The organism is Streptomyces sp. G45 (assembly GCF_049542095.1).
Taxonomy (GTDB): Bacteria; Actinomycetota; Actinomycetes; order Streptomycetales; family Streptomycetaceae; genus Streptomyces.
Map to the genome: position 1 here is coordinate 6,174,727 of NZ_JBMUZU010000001.1, position 23,791 is coordinate 6,198,517.

The 23,791-nt window shown below is 72.7% G+C and carries 18 protein-coding genes and 1 pseudogene; 10 read left to right on the plus strand and 9 right to left on the minus strand.

Features of this window, described 5'->3' with window-relative positions; all coding sequences use genetic code 11:
* Positions 1–9 precede the first annotated feature (9 nt).
* The gene (locus tag ACOBQU_RS25955; protein ID WP_423630002.1) at positions 10–909 is read left to right on the plus strand and encodes a helix-turn-helix domain-containing protein; all 900 of its coding nucleotides are present in this window, start codon (positions 10–12) and stop codon (positions 907–909) included.
* A gap of 192 nt (positions 910–1,101) precedes the next feature.
* The gene (locus tag ACOBQU_RS25960) at positions 1,102–1,344 is read left to right on the plus strand and encodes a DUF397 domain-containing protein (RefSeq protein WP_423630004.1); all 243 of its coding nucleotides are present in this window, start codon (positions 1,102–1,104) and stop codon (positions 1,342–1,344) included.
* A 27-nt stretch (positions 1,345–1,371) separates the two neighbouring features.
* Here ACOBQU_RS25960 and ACOBQU_RS25965 read toward each other — a convergent pair.
* A pseudogene (locus ACOBQU_RS25965) lies at positions 1,372–2,852 on the minus strand (MFS transporter).
* A 232-nt stretch (positions 2,853–3,084) separates the two neighbouring features.
* Here ACOBQU_RS25965 and ACOBQU_RS25970 point away from each other — a divergent pair.
* From ACOBQU_RS25970 to era, 3 genes are all read left to right on the plus strand, one after another.
* Positions 3,085–3,903, plus strand: coding sequence for a helix-turn-helix transcriptional regulator (locus ACOBQU_RS25970; protein ID WP_423630006.1), 819 nt, complete (start codon positions 3,085–3,087; stop codon positions 3,901–3,903).
* 29 nt (positions 3,904–3,932) lie between these two features.
* The gene (locus tag ACOBQU_RS25975; protein ID WP_423630008.1) at positions 3,933–4,283 is read left to right on the plus strand and encodes a cytidine deaminase; all 351 of its coding nucleotides are present in this window, start codon (positions 3,933–3,935) and stop codon (positions 4,281–4,283) included.
* Positions 4,284–4,398: 115 nt separating this feature from the next.
* Positions 4,399–5,361 (plus strand): GTPase Era, encoded by a 963-nt coding sequence (gene era, locus ACOBQU_RS25980; protein WP_423630010.1) that lies wholly within the window; start codon positions 4,399–4,401, stop codon positions 5,359–5,361.
* A gap of 85 nt (positions 5,362–5,446) precedes the next feature.
* On the opposite strand, the gene ACOBQU_RS25985 is transcribed toward era, so the two are convergent.
* The 3 genes from ACOBQU_RS25985 to ACOBQU_RS25995 all read right to left on the minus strand — a co-directional run bounded on the left by ACOBQU_RS25985 (position 5,447) and on the right by ACOBQU_RS25995 (position 8,306).
* Positions 5,447–6,751 carry a GH1 family beta-glucosidase gene (locus ACOBQU_RS25985; RefSeq protein ID WP_423630012.1) on the minus strand — a complete coding sequence of 435 codons (1,305 nt, stop codon included), beginning with the start codon at positions 6,749–6,751 and terminating at the stop codon, positions 5,447–5,449.
* A 142-nt stretch (positions 6,752–6,893) separates the two neighbouring features.
* Positions 6,894–7,160 carry a protealysin inhibitor emfourin gene (locus tag ACOBQU_RS25990; RefSeq protein ID WP_423630014.1) on the minus strand — a complete coding sequence of 89 codons (267 nt, stop codon included), beginning with the start codon at positions 7,158–7,160 and terminating at the stop codon, positions 6,894–6,896.
* A gap of 60 nt (positions 7,161–7,220) precedes the next feature.
* Positions 7,221–8,306: a M4 family metallopeptidase gene (locus ACOBQU_RS25995; protein WP_423630016.1), complete on the minus strand. Its 1,086-nt coding sequence runs from the start codon at positions 8,304–8,306 to the stop codon at positions 7,221–7,223.
* A 391-nt stretch (positions 8,307–8,697) separates the two neighbouring features.
* Here ACOBQU_RS25995 and leuA point away from each other — a divergent pair, with 391 nt between their 5' ends.
* From leuA to ACOBQU_RS26020, 5 genes are all read left to right on the plus strand, one after another.
* Complete coding sequence (leuA, locus tag ACOBQU_RS26000) at positions 8,698–10,422, plus strand: 2-isopropylmalate synthase (RefSeq protein ID WP_423630018.1); 1,725 nt, start codon at positions 8,698–8,700, stop codon at positions 10,420–10,422.
* Positions 10,423–10,621: 199 nt separating this feature from the next.
* A complete protein-coding gene (locus ACOBQU_RS26005) occupies positions 10,622–11,362 on the plus strand; it encodes a TerB family tellurite resistance protein (protein WP_423634719.1) in 741 nt (246 codons plus the stop codon).
* A 328-nt stretch (positions 11,363–11,690) separates the two neighbouring features.
* Positions 11,691–13,784: an MMPL family transporter gene (locus ACOBQU_RS26010; RefSeq protein WP_423630020.1), complete on the plus strand. Its 2,094-nt coding sequence runs from the start codon at positions 11,691–11,693 to the stop codon at positions 13,782–13,784.
* A gap of 144 nt (positions 13,785–13,928) precedes the next feature.
* Positions 13,929–15,176, plus strand: coding sequence for a sensor histidine kinase (locus tag ACOBQU_RS26015; RefSeq protein WP_423630021.1), 1,248 nt, complete (start codon positions 13,929–13,931; stop codon positions 15,174–15,176).
* Between the two features lie 59 nt (positions 15,177–15,235).
* Positions 15,236–15,853: a response regulator gene (locus ACOBQU_RS26020; RefSeq protein WP_423634721.1), complete on the plus strand. Its 618-nt coding sequence runs from the start codon at positions 15,236–15,238 to the stop codon at positions 15,851–15,853.
* Positions 15,854–16,404: 551 nt separating this feature from the next.
* On the opposite strand, the gene ACOBQU_RS26025 is transcribed toward ACOBQU_RS26020, so the two are convergent.
* From ACOBQU_RS26025 to ACOBQU_RS26045, 5 genes are all read right to left on the minus strand, one after another.
* Positions 16,405–17,340, minus strand: coding sequence for a dihydrodipicolinate synthase family protein (locus tag ACOBQU_RS26025; RefSeq protein ID WP_423630023.1), 936 nt, complete (start codon positions 17,338–17,340; stop codon positions 16,405–16,407).
* Positions 17,337–18,476 carry an oligopeptide/dipeptide ABC transporter ATP-binding protein gene (locus ACOBQU_RS26030; protein ID WP_423630025.1) on the minus strand — a complete coding sequence of 380 codons (1,140 nt, stop codon included), beginning with the start codon at positions 18,474–18,476 and terminating at the stop codon, positions 17,337–17,339. Before ACOBQU_RS26030 ends, ACOBQU_RS26025 begins: the two co-directional genes overlap by 4 nt.
* Positions 18,477–18,558: 82 nt before the next feature.
* Entirely contained in the window at positions 18,559–20,595 is a 2,037-nt protein-coding gene (locus ACOBQU_RS26035) for a dipeptide/oligopeptide/nickel ABC transporter permease/ATP-binding protein (protein WP_423630027.1), read from the minus strand.
* A 37-nt stretch (positions 20,596–20,632) separates the two neighbouring features.
* Positions 20,633–21,592 (minus strand): ABC transporter permease, encoded by a 960-nt coding sequence (locus tag ACOBQU_RS26040; protein WP_423630029.1) that lies wholly within the window; start codon positions 21,590–21,592, stop codon positions 20,633–20,635.
* A 456-nt stretch (positions 21,593–22,048) separates the two neighbouring features.
* A complete protein-coding gene (locus ACOBQU_RS26045; protein WP_423634723.1) occupies positions 22,049–23,692 on the minus strand; it encodes an ABC transporter substrate-binding protein in 1,644 nt (547 codons plus the stop codon).
* Between the last annotated feature and the right edge of the window lie 99 nt (positions 23,693–23,791).

A 23,791-nucleotide genomic window follows, 5' to 3' on the forward strand; every position in this document is an offset into this window, starting at 1 on the left:
GGAGCCATCATGAGCGTGCCAAGTGCAGCACTACAGCGGCTTCGGCTGCGCACCGAGCTCCGCAAGGCGCGGGTCGCGGCCAATCTGACGCAGCGCCAGGTCGCCGCCAAGATGGAGTGGAGCCCGTCCAAGCTGATCCGGATCGAGGCCGGTGAGGTGGGGATCTCGGTCAACGACCTGCGACCGCTCGTCGAGGCGTACGGGATCCGGGACCGCCGCAAGGTCGAGGAGCTGCTCGACCTGGCCCGGGGCAGTCGGCGCATGCCCTACAGCGAGTACCGCGACCTCTACAGCAAGGAGTTCCTCCAGTTCCTCGCCCTGGAGGCGTCGGCGTCGATCATCCGGCACTACGGCTCGCTGGTGATGCCGGGCCCGCTCCAGACGGAGGAGTACGCCAGCGCGATCATGCGCTCCTACGACAAGGACATCGCGGAGGACAGCCTGGAGCGGTCCGTCGAAGTCCGGATGGCGCGGCAGGAGTTGCTGACGTCGGGCGGGCGCCAGGTGTTCTACATCCTGGACGAGGCCGTGCTGCGGCGGCAGGTCGGCGGGCGCGGCGTCATGCGCGCCCAGCTGGAGCGGCTCGCCGAGCTGTCGAACCGCCCCGGTGTGACGATCCAGATCCTGCCGTTCAGCATCGGGGCGCACGCGGGCATCCAGGGGCCCTTCAGCCACTTCGAGTTCGAGGCCGACGAGATGCCGGACCTGCTCTACCTGGAGAACCCGCGCGGCGACTCGTACACCACCAACACCCCGGAGGAGACCGCGCGGTACCTGGAGCGGTTCTGGGAGCTGGAGGACCTCGCCATCACGGACGGTGTGGACACTCTGCTGCGGGCGCTCGCCGAACGGATGGAGTCCGGCCAGGATGAGCTGGAGGTGTTGCTCCAGGGGGCCGCGCAGGAGTAACTCCCCTTGGGCGCTTGCACCTTGGCGGGATTCGGCGCGTTCATATTCGTATGACGCCCCGTTACTCTTGTAGGGGTGCTGCGTGACCCTGCATCAGCCGCGCGGGGGAGTCGGCAGAGTGGAGTCCGGCTTCGTACCCTCGCCCCGTGTGCAAGGAGCGGCTGACCTTCCGCACCCGGGGTGGAGGAGAGCGTGGGCAGCTCATGGACGTGGCGCAAGAGCAGCGCGAGCGACACCAGGGCCAATGCGTGCGTGGAGATGGCCTGGACCGGTGATGTGGTCCTTGTGCGGGACTCCACGCGACCGCGGGGCGCCGTGCTCGCGCTTCAGCCGTCGGCCTGGTCGGCCTTCCTCACCCTGGCGGCGCAGGCGTCCCCGTCCTCGGACGCGGGACGCCTTTCGCGCGCGGACGCCACGGCGGCGGCACGGCCCTGAGGGAGCCGGGCCGCCGCCGTGACGGCGTCAGGCGCGGCGCCCCAGCCCCGCGGCCACCAGCGCCGCCGTGAGGAGCACGATCCCCGCGTCGAGGGCCAGCACGGTCCGGGTGCCCGACAGGACGTCCCCGGTCGTGGCGAGTACGCCGAGCAGGGGGATGCCGACGGTGATGCCCACCTGCTGGGTGGAGGTGACCAGGCCGGTGGCCAGGCCCTGCTCCTCGTCGCGGACGCCCGAGGTGACCGTGACGCCGTACGACACGATCGCGCCGAGGTGGAACATGCTGGCCACCGAGACGGCCGCCGTCGCGAGCCACACCGACCACGCGGCCTCGCCGACCGCGACGAGGGCCGCGACGAACAGGCCCTGGCCGAGCAGGGAGCCCACGAGGGTGCGGCGCGGTCCGAAGCGGCCGATGACCCTCGGCGCGAGCACGCCCGCGAGGACCGACACCACGCCCTGCACGCCGAAGACCAGGCCCGTCTGGAACGCGGACAGGTCCAGGACGTCCTGGAAGTAGAGCGTCAGGACGAACACCACGGTGGACATCATCGAGAAGGTGACGAGCCCGCCGAGGTTGCCCACGCGACGGTCCGGCGGCGCAGCATCGGCAGCGAGACCAGCGGCGCCGCCGCGCGCGACTCGACGTACCCGAAGGCGGCGAGGAGCGCCACGCCGAGCACGAGGGCGACCAGCACGTCGGTGCCGCCGAAGCCGCGTTCGGCGGCCGTCGACAGGGCGTAGATCAGGGACAGCAGGCCGCCGGTGACGGTGACGGCGCCGGGGACGTCCAGGCGGGGGCGCTCCGGGGTGCGGGACTCCGGGAGCAGGCCGGGGGCCAGCGGCAGGACCAGCAGGGCGAAGAGCGTGAGCAGGCCCATCGTGGAGCGCCAGCCGAGGGTGTCGGTGAGGACCCCGCCGAGCACCATGCCGACGGTGAAGCCGAGGGAGAGCAGCGTGCCGGAGATGCCGAGCGCCCGGTCGCGCTGCGGGCCCTCGGGGAAGGTCGTGGTCAGCAGGGACATGCCGGTGGGGACGATCGCGGCGGCGCCGACGCCCTGGAGGGCCCGCCCGGCGAGGAACGACGCCGGGTCCCAGGCGAGCGTGGCCAGCAGCGAGGCCGCGCCGAACAGCGCGAGCCCGCCGAGGAACAGCCTGCGCCGCCCGAACAGGTCCCCGAAGCGCCCGAAGAGCAGCAGGAACCCGCCCGACGGCAGCGCGAACGCGGTGACCGCCCACTGGAGCGCGGCGTGGCTCATGCCGAGGTCCGCGCCGAGCACGGGCAGCGCCACGTTCAGTACGGAGAAGTCGAGCGCCACCATGAACTGGGCGGCGCACAGCACGAAGAGGATCAGCTTGTCGCGCGGGGAGAGCCTGGGGACGGGCGCGGGCGCGGGCGCGGAGGCGGGTGCGGAGGCGGGTGCGGAGGCGGGGGCGGTCGCGGGTACGGGGGCGGTCGCCGCGGCGGCGGGGGTGTCCGGGGAGGTGGTGGGGGTGTCTATCGCCATGCCCACGACCCTTTCGCGGTCGGAATAGGCGTGGGGAGCGGGAACTTATGCTGGTGGTGCGACCACCAGGGAGACACCAGGGACACACCAGGGCGCACCTGCGTGCGCCTGCGTGCACCTGGGCCACCTGGGACAGCCGAGGAGACAGCAGAGGGGGAGCGGTGGCCGGTCAGGCGGGGAGAGGGCCGACGGAGCCAAGGCGCGTCGCCGGGTGGAGCTGCGGGAGTTCCTGATGAGCAGGCGCGCCCGGGTGAGCCCGGCCGACGCGGGCCTCCCGGAGGGCGGGCGGCGGCGCACGCCGGGCCTCAGGCGCGAGGAGGTCGCCGTCCTCGCGGGCGTCGGCGCGTCCTGGTACCAGTGGCTGGAGCAGGGCCGCGACATCTCCGTGTCGCCGCAGGTCCTGGACTCCGTGGCGCGCGTGCTGCGGCTGTCCGGCGCCGAGCGCCGCCACCTGTACGTGCTCGCGGGCCTGAACCCGCCCGCGCCGCAGGCCGACGAGGACGCGGCGGACATGTGCGAGGGCCTGCGCCGCCTCATCGACACCTGGATGCCCTACCCGGCGCACATCATGGACCGCTACTACAACTGCGTCATCTACAACGACGCGGCCGCCATGGTCCTCGGCATGCGCCCCGAGACCACCCAGAACTGCGTCCTGGACTTCTTCACCGACCCCATGTACCGCTCGCGCAGCGTCAGCTGGGAGCAGAACGCGGCGACGCTCGTCGCGCAGTTCCGCGCCGCCTGCTCCGAGCACCCCGACGACGAGGGCTTCCAGGAACTCCTGGCGACCCTGCACGCCACGGGCGGGGAGTTCACCGCCCTGTGGGAGCGGCAGGACATCCGGCCCGCGGGCCAGGTCCACAAGGAGCTGGACCACCCCCTCGCGGGCGTCCTGCACGTGGAGTCCACCGCCCTGAAGGTGCCCGCGCGGCCCGACCTGACGATCGTGCTGCACACGCCGCTGCCGCTGGCCGACACGGCGGCGAAGCTGGAGTGGCTGGCCTCGCCCGAGGCGCGGCGCGGGTCGATGTACCGGGTGGCGGGCTGAGCCCGCGGCCCGCTCCTTATGCTCGTCCCATGACTGAGCGCGCCGACCTCGGCCCCGAGGACCAGAAGATCATCACCCTCGCCCGTTCCGCCCGGGCCCGCAACGGCGTGCCGGAGGGCGCGGCGGTGCGGGACGAGATGGGGCGCACCTATGTCGCCGGGACGGTGGGGCTGCCCTCGCTTTCGCTGTCGGCGCTGCGTACGGCGGTGGCGATGGCGGTGGCGTCCGGGGCGGGGTCGCTGGAGGCGGCGGCCGTGGTGTCCGGGGCGGAGGGGCTCGCGGAGGCGGATCTCGCCGCCGTGCGGGACCTCGGCGGGGCCGGGACGCCGGTGTTCCTGGCGGGGCCGGACGGGGCGGTGCGGGCGTCCGCGACGGCGTAGCCCTCACGGCTCGTCCGCGGGCGCCGGACGGGCTTGATCCCGCTCGGTTCCGCTCGCCCGTCCCGGAGGGGCGGGTGGGCGGGCGGGGCGCGCGGGGGTGAAAAGATCAGGGAGAATGGGCGGCATGAGCGTTCGTACCCAGTCTCCTCAGCCGTCCCAGCGGAGCGACCACCGCGCTGGTTTCGCCTGCTTCGTCGGCCGCCCCAACGCGGGCAAGTCCACCCTCACGAACGCTCTGGTCGGCAAGAAGGTGGCGATCACCTCGAACCGGCCGCAGACGACCCGGCACACGGTGCGCGGCATCGTGCACCGGCCCGACGCCCAGCTGATCCTGGTCGACACCCCCGGCCTGCACAAGCCGCGCACGCTGCTCGGCGAGCGGCTGAACGACGTGGTGCGCACCACGTGGGCCGAGGTCGACGTGATCGGCTTCTGCCTGCCCGCGGACCAGAAGCTCGGGCCCGGTGACCGGTTCATCGCCAAGGAGCTGGCGTCGATCAAGAAGACCCCGAAGGTCGCGATCGTCACCAAGACCGACCTGGTGGACGGCAAGGCGCTCGCCGAGCAGCTGATCGCCGTCGACCAGCTCGGCAAGGAGCTGGGCATCGAGTGGGCGGAGATCGTGCCGGTCTCCGCGGTCGGCGAGAAGCAGGTGGACCTGCTGGCCGACCTGCTGGTGCCGCTGCTCCCGGAGGGGCCCGCGCTGTACCCGGAGGGCGACCTCACGGACGAGCCCGAGCAGGTCATGGTGGCGGAGCTGATCCGGGAGGCCGCGCTGGAGGGGGTGCGGGACGAGCTGCCGCACTCCATCGCGGTGGTCGTCGAGGAGATGCTCCCCCGGGAGGGGCGGCCCGCGGACAAGCCGCTGCTGGACATCCACGCCTTCGTCTACATCGAGCGGCCCAGCCAGAAGGGCATCATCATCGGGCCCAAGGGGAAGCGGCTGAAGGACGTCGGGATCAAGTCCCGCAAGCAGATCGAGGCGCTGCTCGGTACGCCGGTCTTCCTCGATCTGCACGTCAAGGTCGCCAAGGACTGGCAGCGCGACCCTCGCCAGCTCCGCAAGCTCGGGTTCTAGCCCTCGCGGGGGGGCGCCCCTTTCCCCAAACCAGGGGGCCAGGCCCCCTGGCACCCCCGCCTCATTGCCGCTTCGCGGCTCGTCCTCAAACGCCGGACGGGCTTGATGTGAGCTGGGTGCGGAGCCAGTGGTAGGAGGCCTTGGGGGTGCGCTTCAGGGTGGCGTCCACGTGGACCAGGCCGAAGCGCTGGCCGTAGCCCTCGGCCCACTCGAAGTTGTCGAGCAGGGACCACACGAAGTAGCCGCGGACGTCGACGCCGGACTCCAGGGCGCGGTGCAGTGCCCGTACGTGGCCGTCGAGGTAGGCGATGCGGGCCTGGTCGTCCAGGCCGTCGTAGGAGCAGCCGTTCTCGGTGATGATCAGCGGCGGCAGCGCGTCGCCGTACCGTTCGCGGAGGGTGAGCAGCAGCTCCGTCAGGGCATCGGGGACCACGGGCCAGCCGAAGTCGGTGACGGGGTAGCCGGTGATCGGCCGCGGCGAGAAGGGCAGCTCGGGCGGCAGGGTGAGCCCGGAGAACTCGGTGGCGCCCGGCCGGGGGGCGCCGACCTTCGTGGGCTGGTAGAAGTTCACCCCGTACCAGTCGAGCGGCGCGGCGATCACCGCGAGGTCCCCCGCCAGGTCGGGCACGTCGGCGCAGAGCAGCTCCGTGATCAGCTCGGGGTAGCGGCCGGTGAGCAGCGGGTCGGAGAACAGCCGGTTGAGCAGCACGTCGTACAGGTCCGCGGCCTCCCGGTCCTGAGGGGCGTCGGAGGCGGGCCAGGTGGGGCCGTGCGAGTTGGCGACGCCGATGTCGCGGGCTCCGGCGGCGCGCAGCGCGGCGACGGCGAGGCCGTGGCCGAGGAGCAGGTGGTGGGCGACGGGCAGCGCGTCGAACAGGAGCCGCTTGCCGGGCGCGTGCTGGCCCAGGGCGTGGCCGAGCAGGGTGTGCTCCGCGGGCTCGTTCAGGGTGATCCACGTGGGTACGCGGTCGCCGATGCGGGCGGCGACCACGGCCGCGTACGCGGCGAACCGCTCGGCGGTGGCGCGCGCCAGCCAGCCGCCGTCCTTCTCCAGGGCCAGCGGTGTGTCCCAGTGGAACAGGGTCGGTACGGGGCGTACGCCCGCCGCGCACAGCTCGTCGACGAGCCGGTCGTAGAAGTCCAGGCCCCGCGCGTTGACCCGCCCGGCGCCGTCGGGCAGCACGCGCGGCCAGGACACCGAGAAGCGGTACGCGCCCACGCCCAGGTCCCGGACCAGGGCCACGTCCTCGCGGTAGCGGCGTACGTGGTCGCAGGCCACGGCGGCCGTCGTGCCGTCCTTGACGTTCCCCGGCAGCGCGGTGAACGCGTCCCACACCGACGGGCCGCGCTGGTCGACGGCGCCCTCGATCTGGTGGGCCGACGTGGACACGCCCCACAGGAAGCCGGGGGAAACGCGGGGAGCGGGGGGTGGGGGCTCGATGCCATGCGCCGGATCTTCCGTACCCGGCGGCGGGGAAGTCAACGGGCGTGCACGCGAAAGCGCGCGGGCCCAGGGGCCGGGCCCGCGCGGGTCAGGCGCCTTCCTTCATGACGCGTGTGATGAGTTCCCGCTGGTCGTCGGTGAGGCGGGGGTCCGAGCAGTACACGGTGCGGTCGTCGACCGTGATCTGGTAGCCGAAGCCGTCGGGCACCCCCACCGGGGGCGTGTCCCGGCTCGTGGCGAGGACGCGCTCGGCCAGGGCGTGCCACGCCCCGGCGTCCGGGCGCCCGGTGGTGTCCACCTCCGCGTGCCGCTCGATGCCCGCGAAACCTCCGGTGCGCTTCACCTGGATACGCATGGGTCCTGTCTACTCCTGGCGCCGACGCCCCGCCAGGCGGGCCGTCGGCGCCTGGCCGGTTCAGCTCGTGGCCACCTTCACCTGGGCCCAGGCGTCCTGGACGGCCTTCAGTTCGTCGCCGTCGCCGTACGCGGCGCGGGCGGCGGCGACCGTGAGCTTGGCGAAGTCCGCGAACGACGCGTCCTGGGCGAGTTCGCCGCCGGTGAGGACGGCGTACCAGATCTGGCCCGCCCGCTCCCAGGCGTGACCGCCGAGGGCCTGGGCGGTGAGGTAGAAGGCGTGGTTGGGGATGCCGGAGTTGATGTGGACGCCGCCGTTGTCGCGGCCGGTGCGGACGTAGTCGTCCATGGTGGCGGGCTGCGGGTCCTTGCCGAGGACGTCGTCGTCGTACGCGGTGCCCGGGGCCTTCATGGAGCGCAGGGCCGTGCCGGTGACGCGCTCGGCGAGCAGGCCCGCGCCGATCAGCCAGTCCGCCTCGTCGGCGGTCTGGCCGAGCGTGTACTGCTTGATCAGCGAGCCGAAGACATCCGCGAGGGACTCGTTGAGGGCGCCCGGCTGGCCGAAGTAGGTGAGGTTCGCCGTGTACTGCACGACGCCGTGGGTCAGCTCGTGGCCGATGACGTCCACGGGGATCGTGAAGTCCAGGAAGATCTCCCGGTCGCCGTCGCCGAACACCATCTGCTCGCCGTTCCAGAAGGCGTTCCCGTAGTCCTCGTCGTAGTGGACGGTGGCGGTCAGGGGCAGGCCGTCGCCGTCGATGGAGTCGCGCCCGAAGTGCTGGAAGAACACGTCGAAGGTCGCGCCGAGCCCCGCGTAGGCGCGGTTGACGGTGGCGTCCTTGCCGGGCTCGTCGCCCTCGCCGCGGACCTTGCGGCCCGGCAGGTCGGTGCGGTGCTCGGCGTCGTGGACGGTGCGCTGCGGCTTGCCCGCCCCGGCGGCCCGGGGCGCGGCCACGGCGGGCGCGCCGATGACGGTGGTCAGGCGGCGCTGGGTGCGCTCGAAGGCGTCCCGCTGGAGGGTGCGGCGGGCCGGGCCCGAGAGGGCGGGGTCCTGGCTCTGGGCGAGGGTGTCCAGGACGAACGGCGGCACGATGGTGCAGAAGACGGGCTCGAACCTCTCCGGGTTCCCCGTTGGGTTGGCGGTCATGCGTGGCAATGTGGCACTGCGTCACGTGACTGTCACCACCTGCGACCATGATTGATGAAATAACCCCATACGGCGGACTGGCTCCCGCTTCCGGTGGTATGCGTCGGCGTCGCCGCCGGTGGCGGCCGCTCCGGGTGTCCTGTGAGCGGGACGGCGTGCTGTGGGGGCGCTGCGGGGTGACTTCGGGAGGCGGTCCCGCATACTGATACGGGGCCCCGCACACCGTGCGGCTGGGCTAGGCTGCCTCGCATATGCGTTACCGGGTGCTTCTCCTTAGCCGCCGCGGCGAGGGCCTGTAGTCGAAGGCCGACCCCCTCCCCGCGGAGTTTCGGTGTGCAAGACCGTCGGCCGTCCTTCCGGACCTTCCGGCCTTCCGAGGAGACCCGCACCCATGCCGAACTTCCAGCGCCCCACCTCCCTGCCGATCCACAAGTACGGCCGGTACGAGCAGGTGCACCTGCCCGACCGCACCTGGCCGGAGAAGCGGATCACGGTCGCGCCCCGCTGGCTGTCCACGGACCTGCGCGACGGCAACCAGGCGCTGATCGACCCGATGTCCCCGGCCCGCAAGCGCGCCATGTTCGACCTGCTGGTCAAGCTGGGCTACAAGGAGATCGAGGTCGGCTTCCCCTCGTCGGGGCAGACCGACTTCGAGTTCGTACGGTCGATCATCGAGGACGAGGACGCGATCCCCGACGACGTCACCATCTCCGTCCTCACGCAGGCCCGTGAGGAGCTGATCGAGCGGACCGTGGAGTCCCTGAAGGGCGCCCGGCGGGCCACGGTCCACCTGTACAACGCGACGGCGCCGGTGTGGCGCGAGGTCGTCTTCCGCGGCTCGCGCGAGCAGGTCAAGCAGATCGCCACCGACGGCACGCGCCTGGTCATGGAGTACGCGGAGAAGCTGCTCGGCCCGGAGACGGTGTTCGGGTACCAGTACTCGCCGGAGATCTTCACCGACACCGAGCTGGACTTCGCCCTGGAGGTCTGCGAGGGCGTCATGGACGTCTGGCAGCCCGACGCCGACCGCGAGATCATCCTCAACCTGCCCGCCACCGTGGAGCGTTCGACGCCGTCCACGCACGCGGACCGCTTCGAGTGGATGAGCCGCAACCTGTCCCGGCGCGAGTTCGTCTGCCTGTCCATCCACCCGCACAACGACCGCGGCACCGCCATCGCCGCCGCCGAGCTGGCCGTGATGGCGGGCGGCGACCGCGTCGAGGGCTGCCTGTTCGGCCAGGGCGAGCGCACCGGCAACGTCGACCTGGTCGCCCTCGGCATGAACCTGTTCAGCCAGGGCATCGACCCGCAGATCGACTTCTCGGACATCGACGAGATCCGCCGGGTGTACGAGTACTGCACGCAGATGGAGGTCCACCCCCGCCACCCGTACGCGGGCGACCTCGTCTACACCGCCTTCTCCGGCTCCCACCAGGACGCCATCAAGAAGGGCTTCGACGCCATGGAGGCCCGCGCGGCCGCCGCGGGCAAGACCGTCGACGACATCGAGTGGGCCGTGCCGTACCTGCCCATCGACCCCAAGGACGTGGGCCGGACGTACGAGGCCGTCATCCGCGTCAACTCGCAGTCCGGCAAGGGCGGCGTCGCCTACGTCCTGAAGAACGACCACAAGCTGGACCTGCCGCGCCGGATGCAGATCGAGTTCTCGAAGATCATCCAGGCCAAGACCGACGCCGAGGGCGGGGAGCTGACGCCCGCCGCGATCTGGAACGTCTTCCGCGACGAGTACCTGCCCAACCCGGAGAAGCCCTGGGGCCGCATCCAGGTCAAGAACGGCCAGACGATCACCGACGTCGACGGCACCGACACCCTCACCGTCGAGGCCACCGTCGACGGCTCCGACATCGTCCTGACCGGCTCCGGCAACGGCCCGATCTCCGCGTTCTTCAACGCCCTGCAGTCCGTCGTCGGCATCGACCTGCGCCTGCTCGACTACCAGGAGCACACGATGAGCGAGGGAGCGTCCGCGCAGGCCGCGTCGTACATCGAGTGCGCCATCGGCGACCGCGTCCTGTGGGGCGTCGGCATTGACGCGAATACGACACGCGCCTCCATGAAGGCGGTCGTCTCCGCCGTCAACCGCGCGGCCCGCTGACGACCCTCGGTCCCCTGTTCGACCGGTGCTTTCGTGGCCCCGGCCGCCCCCGCGGCGGCCGGGGCCACGGCGCTCCCGCCGAAAGGTCCGGGCCAGCAACAGGCCATCTCCCGTCCGGGGTACTGACGCGACATCACTGGTGTGGCTAACATCACGCCAACGCGGCAGGGCTGCCGGGGAGTCGTGGAGGTGCGTGGTGCTGCCAGACCGGGAACGAGACGGCCAGAACTCCCGATTCCGGCCCCCGCGGCCACCCCGCCGCCGCGCCCGCGCGCCCCGCGTCCACCGCCTCGTCGGCGTCCGCACCGCCTGGACCACCGTTGGCGACGGCGAGTTCTTCTGCCCCGGCTGCGGCGGCGACCGCAACTACCGGCGGCGCACCGGACGCCGCCGCCTCGTCGTCCTCGGCGTGCCGCTGCTCACCCGCGGTCAGACCGGGCCCGTCGTCGAGTGCGTCGCCTGCCAGGACCACTTCGGGCTCGACGCCCTGGACCACCCCACCACCGTCCGGCTCTCCGCGATGCTCCGCGACGCCGTGCACACCATCACCATCGCCGTCCTCACCACCGGCGGCGCCGCCTCCCGCGCCACCCTCGACGCCGCCGTCACCACCCTGCGCGGCGCCGGGTTCGACGACTGCACCGAGGAACGGCTCGTCGCCCTCGCCGACGCGCTCGCCGCCGACACGGGGCGCGTGGGCGCGCCCGACTGCGCGCCCGGGCTCGCCATAGAGCTGCATGAGGCGCTGGGGCCGCTCGCCCCGCACCTGGCGCCCGCCGGGCGGGAGGCGCTGCTGCTCACGGGTGCGCGCGTGGCGCTGGCCGATGGGCCCTATACGCCCGCTGAGCGGGACGTTCTCGCTACCGCCGGGTGTGCGCTGACGCTGGGGGCGGAGGATGTGGGGCATCTCTTGACTGTGGCGCAGCGCACGCCGTCTTGAGCTGCGCTCTGTTCTCCTTGCTCTCCTTGTGCCCCGCTTTGCCGTCGTTCGGGTGCGACTGCTTTGTGGCTGGGCGCGCAGTTCCCCGCGCCCCTTCGGGGCGCTCCCAAGGTCGGGGCGCTCCCAAGGTCGGGGCGCTCCCAAGGTCGGGGCGCTCCCCAACCCGGCGGCTTCGGATACTCCCGTAGCCGTACTCCCCCGGGAGTAACGCACGGTCCTTGCCGCCCCCGGGCGTAACGGCCAACTCGGTCCCGCGTCCGACGAATCGGGGGCCCCGCGGCGGAAGTCTGGAAGCCGACAGACACCGTCACGGGAGGGAGGCCCGCCGATGGGGGCCGCGACAACGAGCGAGCGCCGACGACCACGAGCCGTGCCCTGGATCCTGCTGGGCATCTGGGTCGCCGTCCTCGCGCTCGCCGGGCCGTTCGCCGGGAAGCTCGGCGACGTGCAGAAGGACCGGGCCGTGGACTACCTGCCCGCGAGCGCCGACTCCACCCAGGTCGCCAAGATCCAGGAGAAGCTGCCCGGCGGCGAGACCACCGAGCTGGTCCTCGTCTACCACCGCGACGGCGGCCTGAAGCCCGCCGACAAGCAGCTGGTGAACCGTCAGGCCGCGTCCCTGGACCAGAAGTTCGAACTCGTCGCGACGCCCACGGGGGTGGCGTCGAAGGACGGGACGACCCTGATGTACCCGGTCGCCAGCACCGCGCCCGGCACCGACGAGGAGAAGCGGGACACCTTCGTCAACGATGTGCGCGACGTCGTCAAGGGCGGCGGCGGCCTGAGCGCCGAGGTCGGGGGGCCCGGCGCGCTCGCCACCGACGCCAGCGAGGTCTACCAGTCCCTCGACGGGCCGCTGCTCTACACCACCGTCGCCGTCGTCGCGATCCTGCTCATCCTCATCTACCGCAGCCCGTTCCTGTGGCTGGTGCCGCTGGTCGTCGCGGGCGTCGCCGACTTCCTGTCCATGGGCATCGCCTACGGCCTCAACCAGGCCTTCGGCACCTCCGTCAGCGGCCAGAGCTCCGGCATCATGACGATCCTCGTCTTCGGCGCGGGCACCGACTACGCCCTGCTCATCGTCTCCCGCTACCGCGAGGAGCTGCGCCGTATCGAGCGCCCGTACGACGCCATGGTGGCCGCGCTGCGCGGCTGCGGGCCCGCCGTGGTCGCCTCCTCCGGCACCGTCGCCGCGGGCCTGCTCTGCCTGCTCGCCGCCGACCTCAACTCCAGCCGCGGCATGGGCCCGCTCGGCGCCGTCGGCGTGCTGTGCGCGCTCGTGGCGATGCTGACGCTGCTGCCCGCGCTGCTCGTGCTGCTCGGCCGCCGGGTGTTCTGGCCGATCGTGCCCGCCTTCGGCAGCGAACCCACGAAGCGCCGCTCGCTGTTCGCCTCCATGGGCAGCTCCGCCGGTCGCCGCCCGCTGACCGTCCTCGCCTCCGGCGCCGTGCTGCTCGGCGCGCTCGCCCTCGGCGCGTTCAACCTGCCCGGCAACCTCAAGCAGGAGGACTCCTTCACCAGCACCCCCGACTCCATCACCGCCATGGAGACCCTCGCCGCGGCCTTCCCCGAGCGCGGCACCCAGCCCATCAACGTCATCGTCCCGGCCCGGAAGGCCGACGAACTCCTCGGCCGGGCCAAGACCGTGCCCGGCGTCGACAGCGCCGAACGCGGCCGCACCGCCGACGACTGGGCGGAGCTGTCCGTCGTCGCCAAGGCCCCGCCGCAGACCGCCGCCGAGACCACCACCATCGAGGCCCTGCGCGACGCCCTCGACCCGCACGGCGCCTACGTCGGCGGACCCAGCGCCGAGCAGATCGACCTGAAGGACACCAACGCCCGCGACCGCCTGGTCGTCGTACCGATCGTCCTCGGCGCCGTCCTGCTCATCCTCGTGGCGCTGCTGCGCAGCCTTCTCGCGCCGCTGCTGCTGCTCCTCGCGGTCGTCGCCGTCTGGGGCGCCTCGCTCGGCATCGGCGGACTCGTCTTCGGCCCGCTGTTCGGCTTCGACGGCACCGACCCCGGCCTCGGACTGCTCTCCTTCGTGTTCCTCGTCGCCCTCGGCGTCGACTACGGCATCTTCCTCATGCACCGCATGCGCGAGGAGTGCCTGGCGGGCGCCGACACCGGCACGGCCGCCCTCACCGCGCTGCGCACCACGGGCGGCGTGATCGCCTCCGCGGGCCTCGTCCTCGCCGCGACCTTCGCCGTCCTGACCAACATGCCGATGGTCCAGCTCGTCGAACTGGGCTTCGTCATCGCCGTCGGCGTGCTCCTCGACACCTTCCTGGTCCGCACCTATCTGGTGACGTCCGCGAGCCTCGCCCTCGGCGACAAGGTGTGGTGGCCGGGACCGCTGGCCCGGCGCCGCGGACCCGCCGCCCCGGCACGGGAGGAGCCCCGACTGACCTCCGTCCGCTGAACCGCGCGCACACCGCGGCGCCCCTCCCTGCCGGAGGGGCGCCGCCTTCCTGGAAGATGGGGCCGACGCATGGACACAGCCGACAGGCGTCAGCGGCGCGCGCCACACCGGCCGCGGCGGCTACGCGAAGGGGGACCCGACGACGTGCCGTACCCGCCCTCCGCCTCACGCCCGTGGTGGCCCTTCTCCGGGGCCGCGCCGGGCACGCGGCGCGCCCTGCGCGACGACGCGCTGTTCGCGGCCTTCGTCGCGGCGCTCGACATGGTCCTCGGCCTCGTCACCAGCGACGGCAACCGCTCCCTGGACGCCGTCGGCTGGCTGCTGCTGATGGCCGCCCACGTCCCCCTCGTCTGGCGTCGCAGCCACCCCATGCCGGTGCTGCTCGCGACCATCGTCGGCGTGGCCCCGTACCACGCCGTCGACTACCCGCACACCGCCGCGATCCCCGTGGGCATGGTCGCCCTGTACACCGTCGCCGTCTCCGGGCGCCCGCGCCGCGCCCTGATCACCGGCGTCACCGTCGTCGGCATCACTCTCGTGGTGAACGCCAGCGTCGGCCCCAAGCAGGTCGAGGAGATCCTGCGCATCTCCGGCTGGATCGTCGCCGTCCTGCTCTTCGGTACGTACGTCCGCGTGCACCGGCAGTACATCGCCTCCGTCGTGGAGCGCGCCGAACGCGCCGAGCGCACCCGCGAGGAGGAGGCCAGGCGGCGCGTCGCCGAGGAGCGGCTGCGCGTCGCCCGCGACCTGCACGACCTGCTCGCGCACAGCATCACCCTCGTCGGCGTGCAGACGTCCGTCGCCGCGCACGTCCTGGCCGCCGACCCCGACCGCCTCGACCGGGCGGCCATCGCCGACGCCCTCGACGACATCGCCGAGACCTGCCGCACCGCCCGCGGCGAGCTGCGCGCCACCCTCGAAGTCCTGCGCTCCGGCTCGGAGTCCGGCGACGACGGCGCCGACGAGTGCCGCGGCCCGCTGCCCGGCCTCGACGGCATCCCCGACCTGGCGGACGCGGCCCGCACCGCGGGCGCCAAGGTCGACCTCGCCGTGCGCGAGGTGGCCGCGCCGCCCGCCGTCGGCGCCGCCGCCTACCGCATCGTGCAGGAGGCCCTCACCAACGCCGTGCGGCACGGCGGGCCCGGCCTCGGCGTGCGCGTGGCGATACACGAGCGGGAGGGCGCGCTGCGGGTGTGCGTCACCGACGACGGCGACGGCGCGGGGCCGCCCCCGGTGGAGACGACCGCGTCCGGGTTCGGCATCATCGGCATGCGCGAGCGGGCCCGCAGCGTCGGCGGGACGCTGGAGGCCGGGCCACGGGGCGACGGGGGGTTCGAAGTGCTGGCGGAACTGCCGCTGGGGGCGGCGGAGGCGAGCGGGGGCCGACGGTGACCGGAACCATCCGCGTGCTCCTCGCCGACGACCAGGCCCTGGTACGGGCCGCGTTCGCGATGCTCATCGAGTCCGCGCCCGACATGGACGTCGTCGCCCAGGCCCGCACCGGCCGCGAGGCCGTCGAACTGGCCCGCGCCGAGCGGGCCGACCTCGTCGTCATGGACGTCCGCATGCCCGACCTCGACGGCATCGGCGCCACCCGGCTCATCGCCGCCGACGAGGACCTCGCCGGGGTGAAGGTCCTCATGCTCACCACGTACGACACCGACGAGCACGTCGTCGAGGCGCTGCGGGCCGGGGCGTCCGGGTTCCTCGTCAAGGACACCAAGCCCGCGGAGCTGCTCGACGCGATCCGCACGGTGGCGGCGGGCGAGGCGCTGCTCTCGCCGGGGCCCACGGCGCGGCTCATCTCCCGCGTCCTGCGGTCTCCTGGCGGGGGCGCCGCCGCGAGCCCTCCGGCGCCTTCGCTGTCCGTGCTCTCCGACCGGGAGCGGCAGGTGCTCACGCTGGTGGCGCGGGGCCTGAACAACGTCGAGGTCGCCGAGGAGCTGGGCCTCAGCCCGCTGACGGCGAAGACGCACGTCAGCCGCATCATGGGCAAGCTGGCGGTCCGTGACCGCGCGCAACTCGTCATCACGGCCTACGAGTCCGGCCTCGTCACCCCCGGTGCCTGATCCCCCCACCCACCCGCCCTCTCCCGCTCCCGCGGCTCGCCTGGGGCTGCGCCCCTCTCCCCCTCATCGGCGCTCCGCGCCTCGCCCTCAAACGCCGGGCAGGCTTGAAATGCTCCGCGTCCCGCCGAGGGAGGGGGGACCAAGCCCGTCCGGCGCTGAGGACGGGTGCGCAGCGCGACGATTCAGCCCGTCCGGCGTTTGAGGACGAGTGCGTCAGCGGGGCTGATTCAGCCTGTCCGGCGTTTGAGGACGAGTGCGCAGCGCGATGATTCGGCCTGTCTGGTGTGCGTGGACGAGTGCGTCAGTGGGGCTGATTCAGCCTGTCTGGCGTTTGAGGACGGGCGCGTAGCGCGATGATTCGGCCTGTCTGGTGTGCGTGGACGAGCGCGTCAGCGGGGCTGATCCAGCCTGTCCGGCGTTTGAGGACGAGCCGCGGAGCGGCGATTTGGGGGAGAGGGGCGGAGCCCCAGGCGAATCGCGGGAGCGGGGAGGGCGGGTGGGTGGGGGAAACAGCCTGCCCGGCGTTTGAGGGCGAGGCGCCGACGGACCCCCTAGAGAAGCCCGGCCGCGGCGAGGTGCTTCCCCACCCGCTCCACCTCCCCGGCCGTCAGGGGAACCTGCGGCGGAGCCGTCACCGCGCAGCCGATCACCCCCCGCAGATGCAGCGCCGCCTTGAACGCCCCGATCCCCGAAGACCCCCGCCCCATCCGCTCGGCCGCCCCCACGTCCACCATCCGGAACAGCGCGCACAGCCGCTCCTGCTCGGCCCGCGCCAGGTCCCAGTCCCCGGCCCGGCAGTGCCGGTACAGCCGTACGTACCCGTGCGGGTCGACGTTCCCGAGCCCCGGCACCACCCCGTCCGCCCCCATGGCCAGCGCCGCGTCCACCGTGGTCTCGGACCCGGTGAGGACGCTGAACCCGGACACGTCGGGCCGCGCCCGCGCGCCGAGCAGCACCCGCCGCAGACCGCCGTCGTCCCCGCTGGAGTCCTTCAGACCGGCGAGCACGCCCTCGGCGGCGAGGTCGAGGACGAGGTCGGCGTCGAGCTTGGTGTGCACGGAGACGGGGATGTCGTACGCGAAGACGGGCAGCCCGCCGTGCTCGGCGACGAGCCGGTAGTGGCGGGCGATCTCGGCGGGGTGGGTGCGGGCGTAGAAGGGCGCGGTGACGACGACGCCGTCGGCTCCGGCGGCCCCGGCGGTGCGCACGTGGTCCAGGACGCGGGGGGTGGTCATGTCGATGGCCCCGGCGAGGACGGGGAGCTGTCCCGCGACGTGGCGTACGACGGTCCGTACGACCGTCTCGCGGTGCCGGTCGGGCAGATACGCGGCCTCGGAGGTCGAGCCGAGGACGAACAGACCGGTGACGCCACCGTCGACGAGGTGGTCGACGAGGCGCCGCAGGGAGGCGGTGTCCACCTCGTTGTCCGGGGTCAGGGGGGTGCACACGGGCGGGATGACCCCGGTCAACAGGGCGGGAAGGGTCATGGAGCCTCCTTGGACGTGGCCGTGGCGGCGGCCGTCGCTGCGGATGAGGACCGCGAGGACTGCGAAGACTGGGCGGACTGGGCGGACTGGGCGGACTGCCCGACGAGGTCCCGGGTGGACTCCCCGGGCAGCACCGGGTGGTGACACCGGTACACATGCCCCCCGGCCGCTCTCCGCCCACCTGCGTCCGCGCCTCCGTCGCCGTCCGCGTCGGACACCTCCGGCATCACCTCCGCGCACACGTCGTCCGCCTTCCAGCAGCGCGTGCGGAACGGGCAGCCGCTCGGGGGGTGGGTGGCGGAGGGGACCGGACCGGTGAGGGGGATGGGGTCGATGGGGGAGAGGAGGCCGGGGGTGGCGGAGAACAGGGCCCGGGTGTAGGGGTGGCGGGCGCGGGTGAGGATGTCGGCGGCGGGGGCCTCCTCGACGATGCGGCCCAGGTACATGGTGATGACGCGGTCGCTCATCCGGCGGACGGTCTGGATGTCGTGGGAGACGAAGACCAGGGCGAGGCCGAGGCGTTCCTTGAGGTCGAGCAGGAGGTTGAGGATCTGCGCGCGGACGGACACGTCGAGGGCGCTGGTCGGCTCGTCGGCGACGACCAGGTCCGGTTCGAGGGCGAGGGCGCGGGCGATGGCCACGCGCTGGCGCTGGCCGCCGGAGAGCTGTCCTGGCAGGGCGTCGGCGAGCGCGGTGGGCAGGCCGACCAGCGCCATCAGCTCGCGGACGCGCTCGGCGCGCTGGGCGGGGGTGCCGCGCCGGTGCACGTCCAGCGGGTCGCGCAGGATCTGCCGTACGGGCAGCCGTCGGTTGAGGGCGGTCGACGGGTCCTGGAAGATCATGGCGGTCTCGCTGCCGAGGGTGGTGCGGCGCTCGGCGGGCGACATCTCCCACAGGTCGCGGCCCCGGAAGGCGACGGTCCCGGCGGTCGGCCGCTGGATGCCGACGAGGACCTTGGCGAGGGTGGACTTGCCGCAGCCGGACTCGCCGACGACGCCGACGGTTTCGCCGGGCGCGATGGCCAGGTCGGCGCCGGTGAGCGCGTACACCTTGTCGCGGGAGAAGACGCCGCCGGTGCGGGCCCGGTGGACGACGTGCGCGTCGCGCAGGGTGATCAGGTCGGCGGCCCCGGCCATGGAAGGCGCAGAGGGCCCAGAGGGCCCAGAGGGCTCCGGGGACGTCGGCGACGCCGGGGGTGTCGGGGGCGTCGGCGGGGTGTCAGGCGCGGTCACGGACGGTCTCGCTCTCTCGCGGGTCCTGGTCTGCGGGTGCCTCGATCGCCGGGTGGTGACACGCGGTGCGGTGCCGGGGCGTGCCCAGGAGGGCGGGCGCGGTGGTGCGGCACACCTCGTCGGCCAGCGGGCAGCGGTCGGCGAAGCGGCACCCGGCGGGGAAGTCGGCGGGGGACGGCACGACGCCCTTGATCTGGGTGAGGCGTTCGGCGGCGGCTTCGAGGGAGAGCACGGAGCCGAGCAGGCCGCGCGTGTAGTGGTGGGTGGGGGCCTCCACGAGGTCGGCGGTCACGCCCGTCTCGACGATCTGGCCGCCGTACATCACCGCGACCCGGTCGGTGACGTCGGCGACGAGCGCCAGGTCGTGGGAGACCAGGATGAGGGCGAAGCCCAGCTCCGCGCGCAGCCGCAGCAGGAGTTCGATGACCTGGGCCTGGACGGTGACGTCGAGGGCGGTGGTCGGCTCGTCGGCGACGATCAGCTTGGGGTCGCGGGACAGGGCCATGGCGATGAGGACGCGCTGGCGCTGGCCGCCGGAGAGTTCGTGGGGGTAGCTGCGCAGGGTGCGTTCGGGGTCGAGGCCGACGAGGGAGAGCAGTTCGGCGGGGGTGCGGTGGCCGCCGCGCCGGACGACCTGCTTGAGCTGGGCGCGCACGGTCATCGCCGGGTTCAGGGACGACAGGGCATCCTGGTAGATCATCGCCATGTCGTGGCCGAGGAGGCGGCGCCGGGCCCGCATGGGCAGGCCGATCAGCTCCCGGCCGTCGAAGGTGACGTGCCCCCGGATGCGGGCGCCCTTGGGCGCCAGGCCCATGACGGTCAGCGCGGTCAGGGACTTGCCGCAGCCGGACTCGCCGACCAGGCCGAGGACTTCGCCGGGCCGCACCTCGAAGCTGATGCCGTCGACGATGTCGACGCCCTCGTGGCGGGCGTCGAAGCCGATGGCCAGGTCCCGTACGGCGAGGACGGGTTCGCCCTCGGGCAGGGGCCGGGCGCGGGCGCGCAGCCGGGCGGCGGCCTCGGTGAGGCCGGGCAGGCCGAGGACCTCGCCGCTGCCGGGTTCGGGGGCCTCGACGCGGTCCTGGGCGCGGGCGGGGGCGACGTCGCGGCCGGAGGGCGCCGCCCACGCGTCGGAGACGCCCTCGGACAGCACGTTCAGGGACAGCACGGTGAACAGCATCAGCAGGCCGGGGAAGACGGTCGCCCACCAGCCGCCGATGAGGACCATGTTCTTGCCGTCGGCGATGACGCTGCCCCAGGACGGGTCCGGCGGCCTGACGCCCGCGCCGATGAACGACAGGGACGCCTCGAAGACGATGGCCTCGGCGACCTGCACGGTGCAGAAGACGAGGACGGGCGCGGCGCAGTTGATGGCGACGTGCTTGATGAGGATGTGCGGGGTGCGGGCGCCGATGACGCGTTCGGCGGTGACGTAGTCCTCGCCGTACTGGTCGAGGACGTTGGCGCGCACGACGCGGGCGATGGGCGGGGTGAACAGGAACGCGATCGCGCAGATGAGGACGGCGATGCCGCCGCCGAACACGGCGACGAGGACGGCGGCGAGCGCGATGCCGGGGAAGGCCATGACGACGTCGAGGATCCGCATGAGCGTTTCGTCGACGGCCTTGCGGGAGGTCGCCGCGACGGCGCCGATGACCGCGCCGACGACCAGGGCGAGCAGCGTCGCGCCGAGCCCGATGGCCAGCGACCAGCGGGCCCCGTACATCAGCCGGGAGAGGATGTCCCGGCCGAGGCTGTCCTGCCCCATCCAGTGGTCGGCGGAGGGCCGTCCGGTGCCGTCGGTCAGGGACTGCTGGTCGAGCGGGTCGTGGGGCGCGAGGAGCGGGGCGAACAGGGCGACGAGCACCACGACGGCGAGGACGCCGACGGCGACGCGGGACAGGACGGGCAGCCTGCGCAGCGAGCGGACCCTGAGCCCGGGCCGGGCGAGCCTGTCGGTGAGCGCCTTGCGGGAGGTGGACGCCTTGCGGGAGGTGGACGCCTTGCGCGAGGTGAGCGGCATCAGGCGGCTCCCCTCACGGGCGGGTCGGCGGGAAGCATCAGGAGGTCCCCCTCAGGCGCGGGTTGACCAGCAGGTACAGGATGTCGATGACGAGGTTGACGACGACGAAGCCGACGGCGGTGGTGATGACGACGCCCTGGACGACGGCCGGGTCGCCGTTCTTCACGGCGTCGATCATGAGCTTGCCCATGCCGGGCAGCGAGAAGATCGTCTCGATGACGACGGCGCCGCCGAGCAGATAGCCGACGCGCAGGCCGAGCACGGTGAGCGGGTTGATGAGGGCGTTGCGCAGCACGTTGCGGCCGACGACCACGACGGGCGGCAGGCCGCTGCCGATGGCGGTGCGCACGTAGTCCTTGTCGAGTTCCTCGACGACGGCGGTGCGGATGACGCGGGTCAGCTGGGCGGCGACGGGCAGGGACAGGGCGAGCGCGGGCAGCGTCATCGTCTTGAGCCAGCCGGTGAAGGAGTCGTTGGGGTTGATGTATCCGCCGGTGGGGAACCAGCCGAGGTCCACCGCCAGGTACTGGATCATGAGCAGCGCCAGCCAGAAGCCGGGCGCGGCGACGCCGGTGAGGGACACCACGCGGACGATCTGGTCGGGCAGCCGGTCGCGGTAGATGGCGGCGGTCACGCCGAGCAGCAGCGACACCACGACGGCGATGCCGAGGCCGAGGAAGGTCAGCTGCATGGTGAGCGGCAGCGCGGTGGTGACCTGGTCGATGACCGGGGAGCGGGTGAGGACGCTGATGCCCATGTCGCCGCCGAGCAGGTCGCCGACGAAGTCGACGTACCGCACGGGCAGCGGGTCGAGGAGGCCGTTCTCCTCACGGAACTGGTGCAGTTGCTCGGGCGTCGGGTTGGCGCCCTGGAAGAACGCGGACGCCGGGTCGGCGTCGGAGAAGCGCATCACCAGGAACACGAACAGGACGATGCCGAGCAGCAGCGGGACGAGCAGGGCGATGCGGCGGAGCAGGATGCGCAGGATCGCGGTCACGTGGTGCGGCTCCTCACTGGCGGTACGTCGTCTGGCCCCCTGGCCCTCAGCGGTTCGCCCCCCTTGGCCCTGGCGGTCTGGCTCCCGGCGGCCGGGCCTCCGGCGGTCCGGCCCTCGTCTGGCCCTGGCGGTCTGGCTTCCGGCGGCCGGGTCTCCGGTGGTCCGGCCTTCGTCTGGCCCTGGCGGTCTGGCTTCCGGCGGCCGGGTCTCCGGCGGTCCGGCCCTCGTCTGGCCCTGGCGGCCTGGCTTCCGGCGGCCAGGTCTCCGGCGGTCTGGCCTCCGGCGGTCCGGCCCCCGGCGGCCGGGCCTCGGTCTTCCGGCGGTGGCTGTCCGGCCCCCTGCCGGTCTGGTGGCTGTCCGGCCCCCTGCCGGTCTGGTGGCTGCCCGGCAGGGGGCCGGTGCGGCGGTGGCTGCCCGGCCCCTGCCGGTGCGGTGGGGCCGGTCCGGCGGTGGCCGTCACACCCACTTGGCCTGGAGGAGGTTGATGCCGGGGTAGGGCTGGGGCCTTATGCCGGTGAGCTGCTTGGGGTCCCAGGCCGTCATCAGCTCGTTGTGGACGACCGGGTACAGCACCGCCTCCTCGGCGACGAGGTCGATGTAGTCCTGCACCATCGTCTTCTTGCGGGAGGCGTCGGTCTCGCGGGTCGCCTTGTCCATGAGCCGGAACAGCTCCTTGGCGCGGGCGTTCTTCGCCCAGCGCGCGTAGCCCATCCAGATGTTGTCGGGTCCGTAGTTGTAGTGCATGATCAGGTCGGCCTCGATGCCGAACTGGTTGGGGTTGGAGGCGGCGGCGACGACCTGGAAGTCCTTCTTCTGGTCGAGCTTGGTGAAGACGGCCGTGGTCTCCTGAGGGTCGAGCGTGGTCTTGACGCCGATGGCGTCCCAGGAGGCCTTGATGGTGGGCAGGCAGTCGGCGATCCAGCTCACGTTGACGGCCATGAGGTTGACCTTGAGGCCCGACACGCCCGCTTCCTCCAGCAGGGCCTTGGCCTTCTTCGGGTCGTACCCGTACACGGTCTTGGCGGGCCGGTAGCTGGGGTTCCCCTCGTTCAGGAACGAGGTCGCGGGCTTGCCGTGCCCCTTCAGGGCGACCTCGATCATCTTCTCGCGGTCGATGGCGTAGTGCAGCGCCTGGCGCACCCGCACGTCGTCGAAGGGCTTGTGGGCGGTGTTGAACATCAGGAAGAGGTTGTTCATCCCGGCGCCGCCCTCGACGGTCATGCCGCTCTTCTTGAGCTGTCCGATGTTGGCGTACGGGATGTTGTCGGCGATCTCGGCGTCGGCACCGGCGCCGGAGATCTTGGCGACGCGTGAGGACGCCTCGACGATGGTCAGCCAGTTCATCTTCTGGAAGGCGGCGGTCCGGGGGCCGTTGTAGTCGGCGAAGGCCTCGAAGGTGGTGTTGGACTTCGGGTGGTGCGCGGTCTGCCGGTAGGGGCCGGAGCCGATCGCCTTGCCCTTGGTGGCCTCCTCCCAGGCGCCGGGCCTGGAGTACACGTGCTTCGGCATGATCTTGGCGAGGGTGAGCCGGGCGGCGCCGTCGGGGAACGGGAACTTCAGCACCAGCTCCACGTTCCGCGCGTCGACCTTGCGCACCTCCTTCAGCCAGCTCGCGAAGAACCCCTTGACGAGGGTCTGGGTGCCCGGGTCGAGGATCCGGTCGAAGACGAACACCACGTCGTCGGCGGTGACCGGCTTCCCGTCGTGCCACTTGGCCCCGGCCCGCAGCTCGAACTTCCACGTGGTGGCCTTCAGGTCGACCGGCACTGCCAGGGCGAGCTGCGGATACGGCTCCCGGGTGATCGGGTCGGTGCCGAGCAGCGCCTCGTAGATGTGTTCGTTACCCGCCATGGCGAACGCGGACGCCGTGACCGTGGGGTCCCAACTGCCGTCGTTGCCGTACCCGATGACGGCGGTGAGCGTCCCGCCGCTCTTGCCGCCGCCCCCGGTCTCGTTGGTGGACTCGGGCCCACCGCAGCCCACGAGCCCCCCGCCGATCCCCACCGCGCCCAGGCCCACGGCACCCAGGCCCACGGCGCCACCGCCCCTGAGCACGGCCCGCCGAGGGGGTCCGTCACCGTCACGCGTCACGGGGGTCAGGTCACTCACGGGTGCCTCCCAGAGGAGTCGGGGGGAGATGCGGGTCACGGGGCCCCGGGCGAGCCCGGCGGGAGTACGCTGCGCTGAAGAGGTCCGACG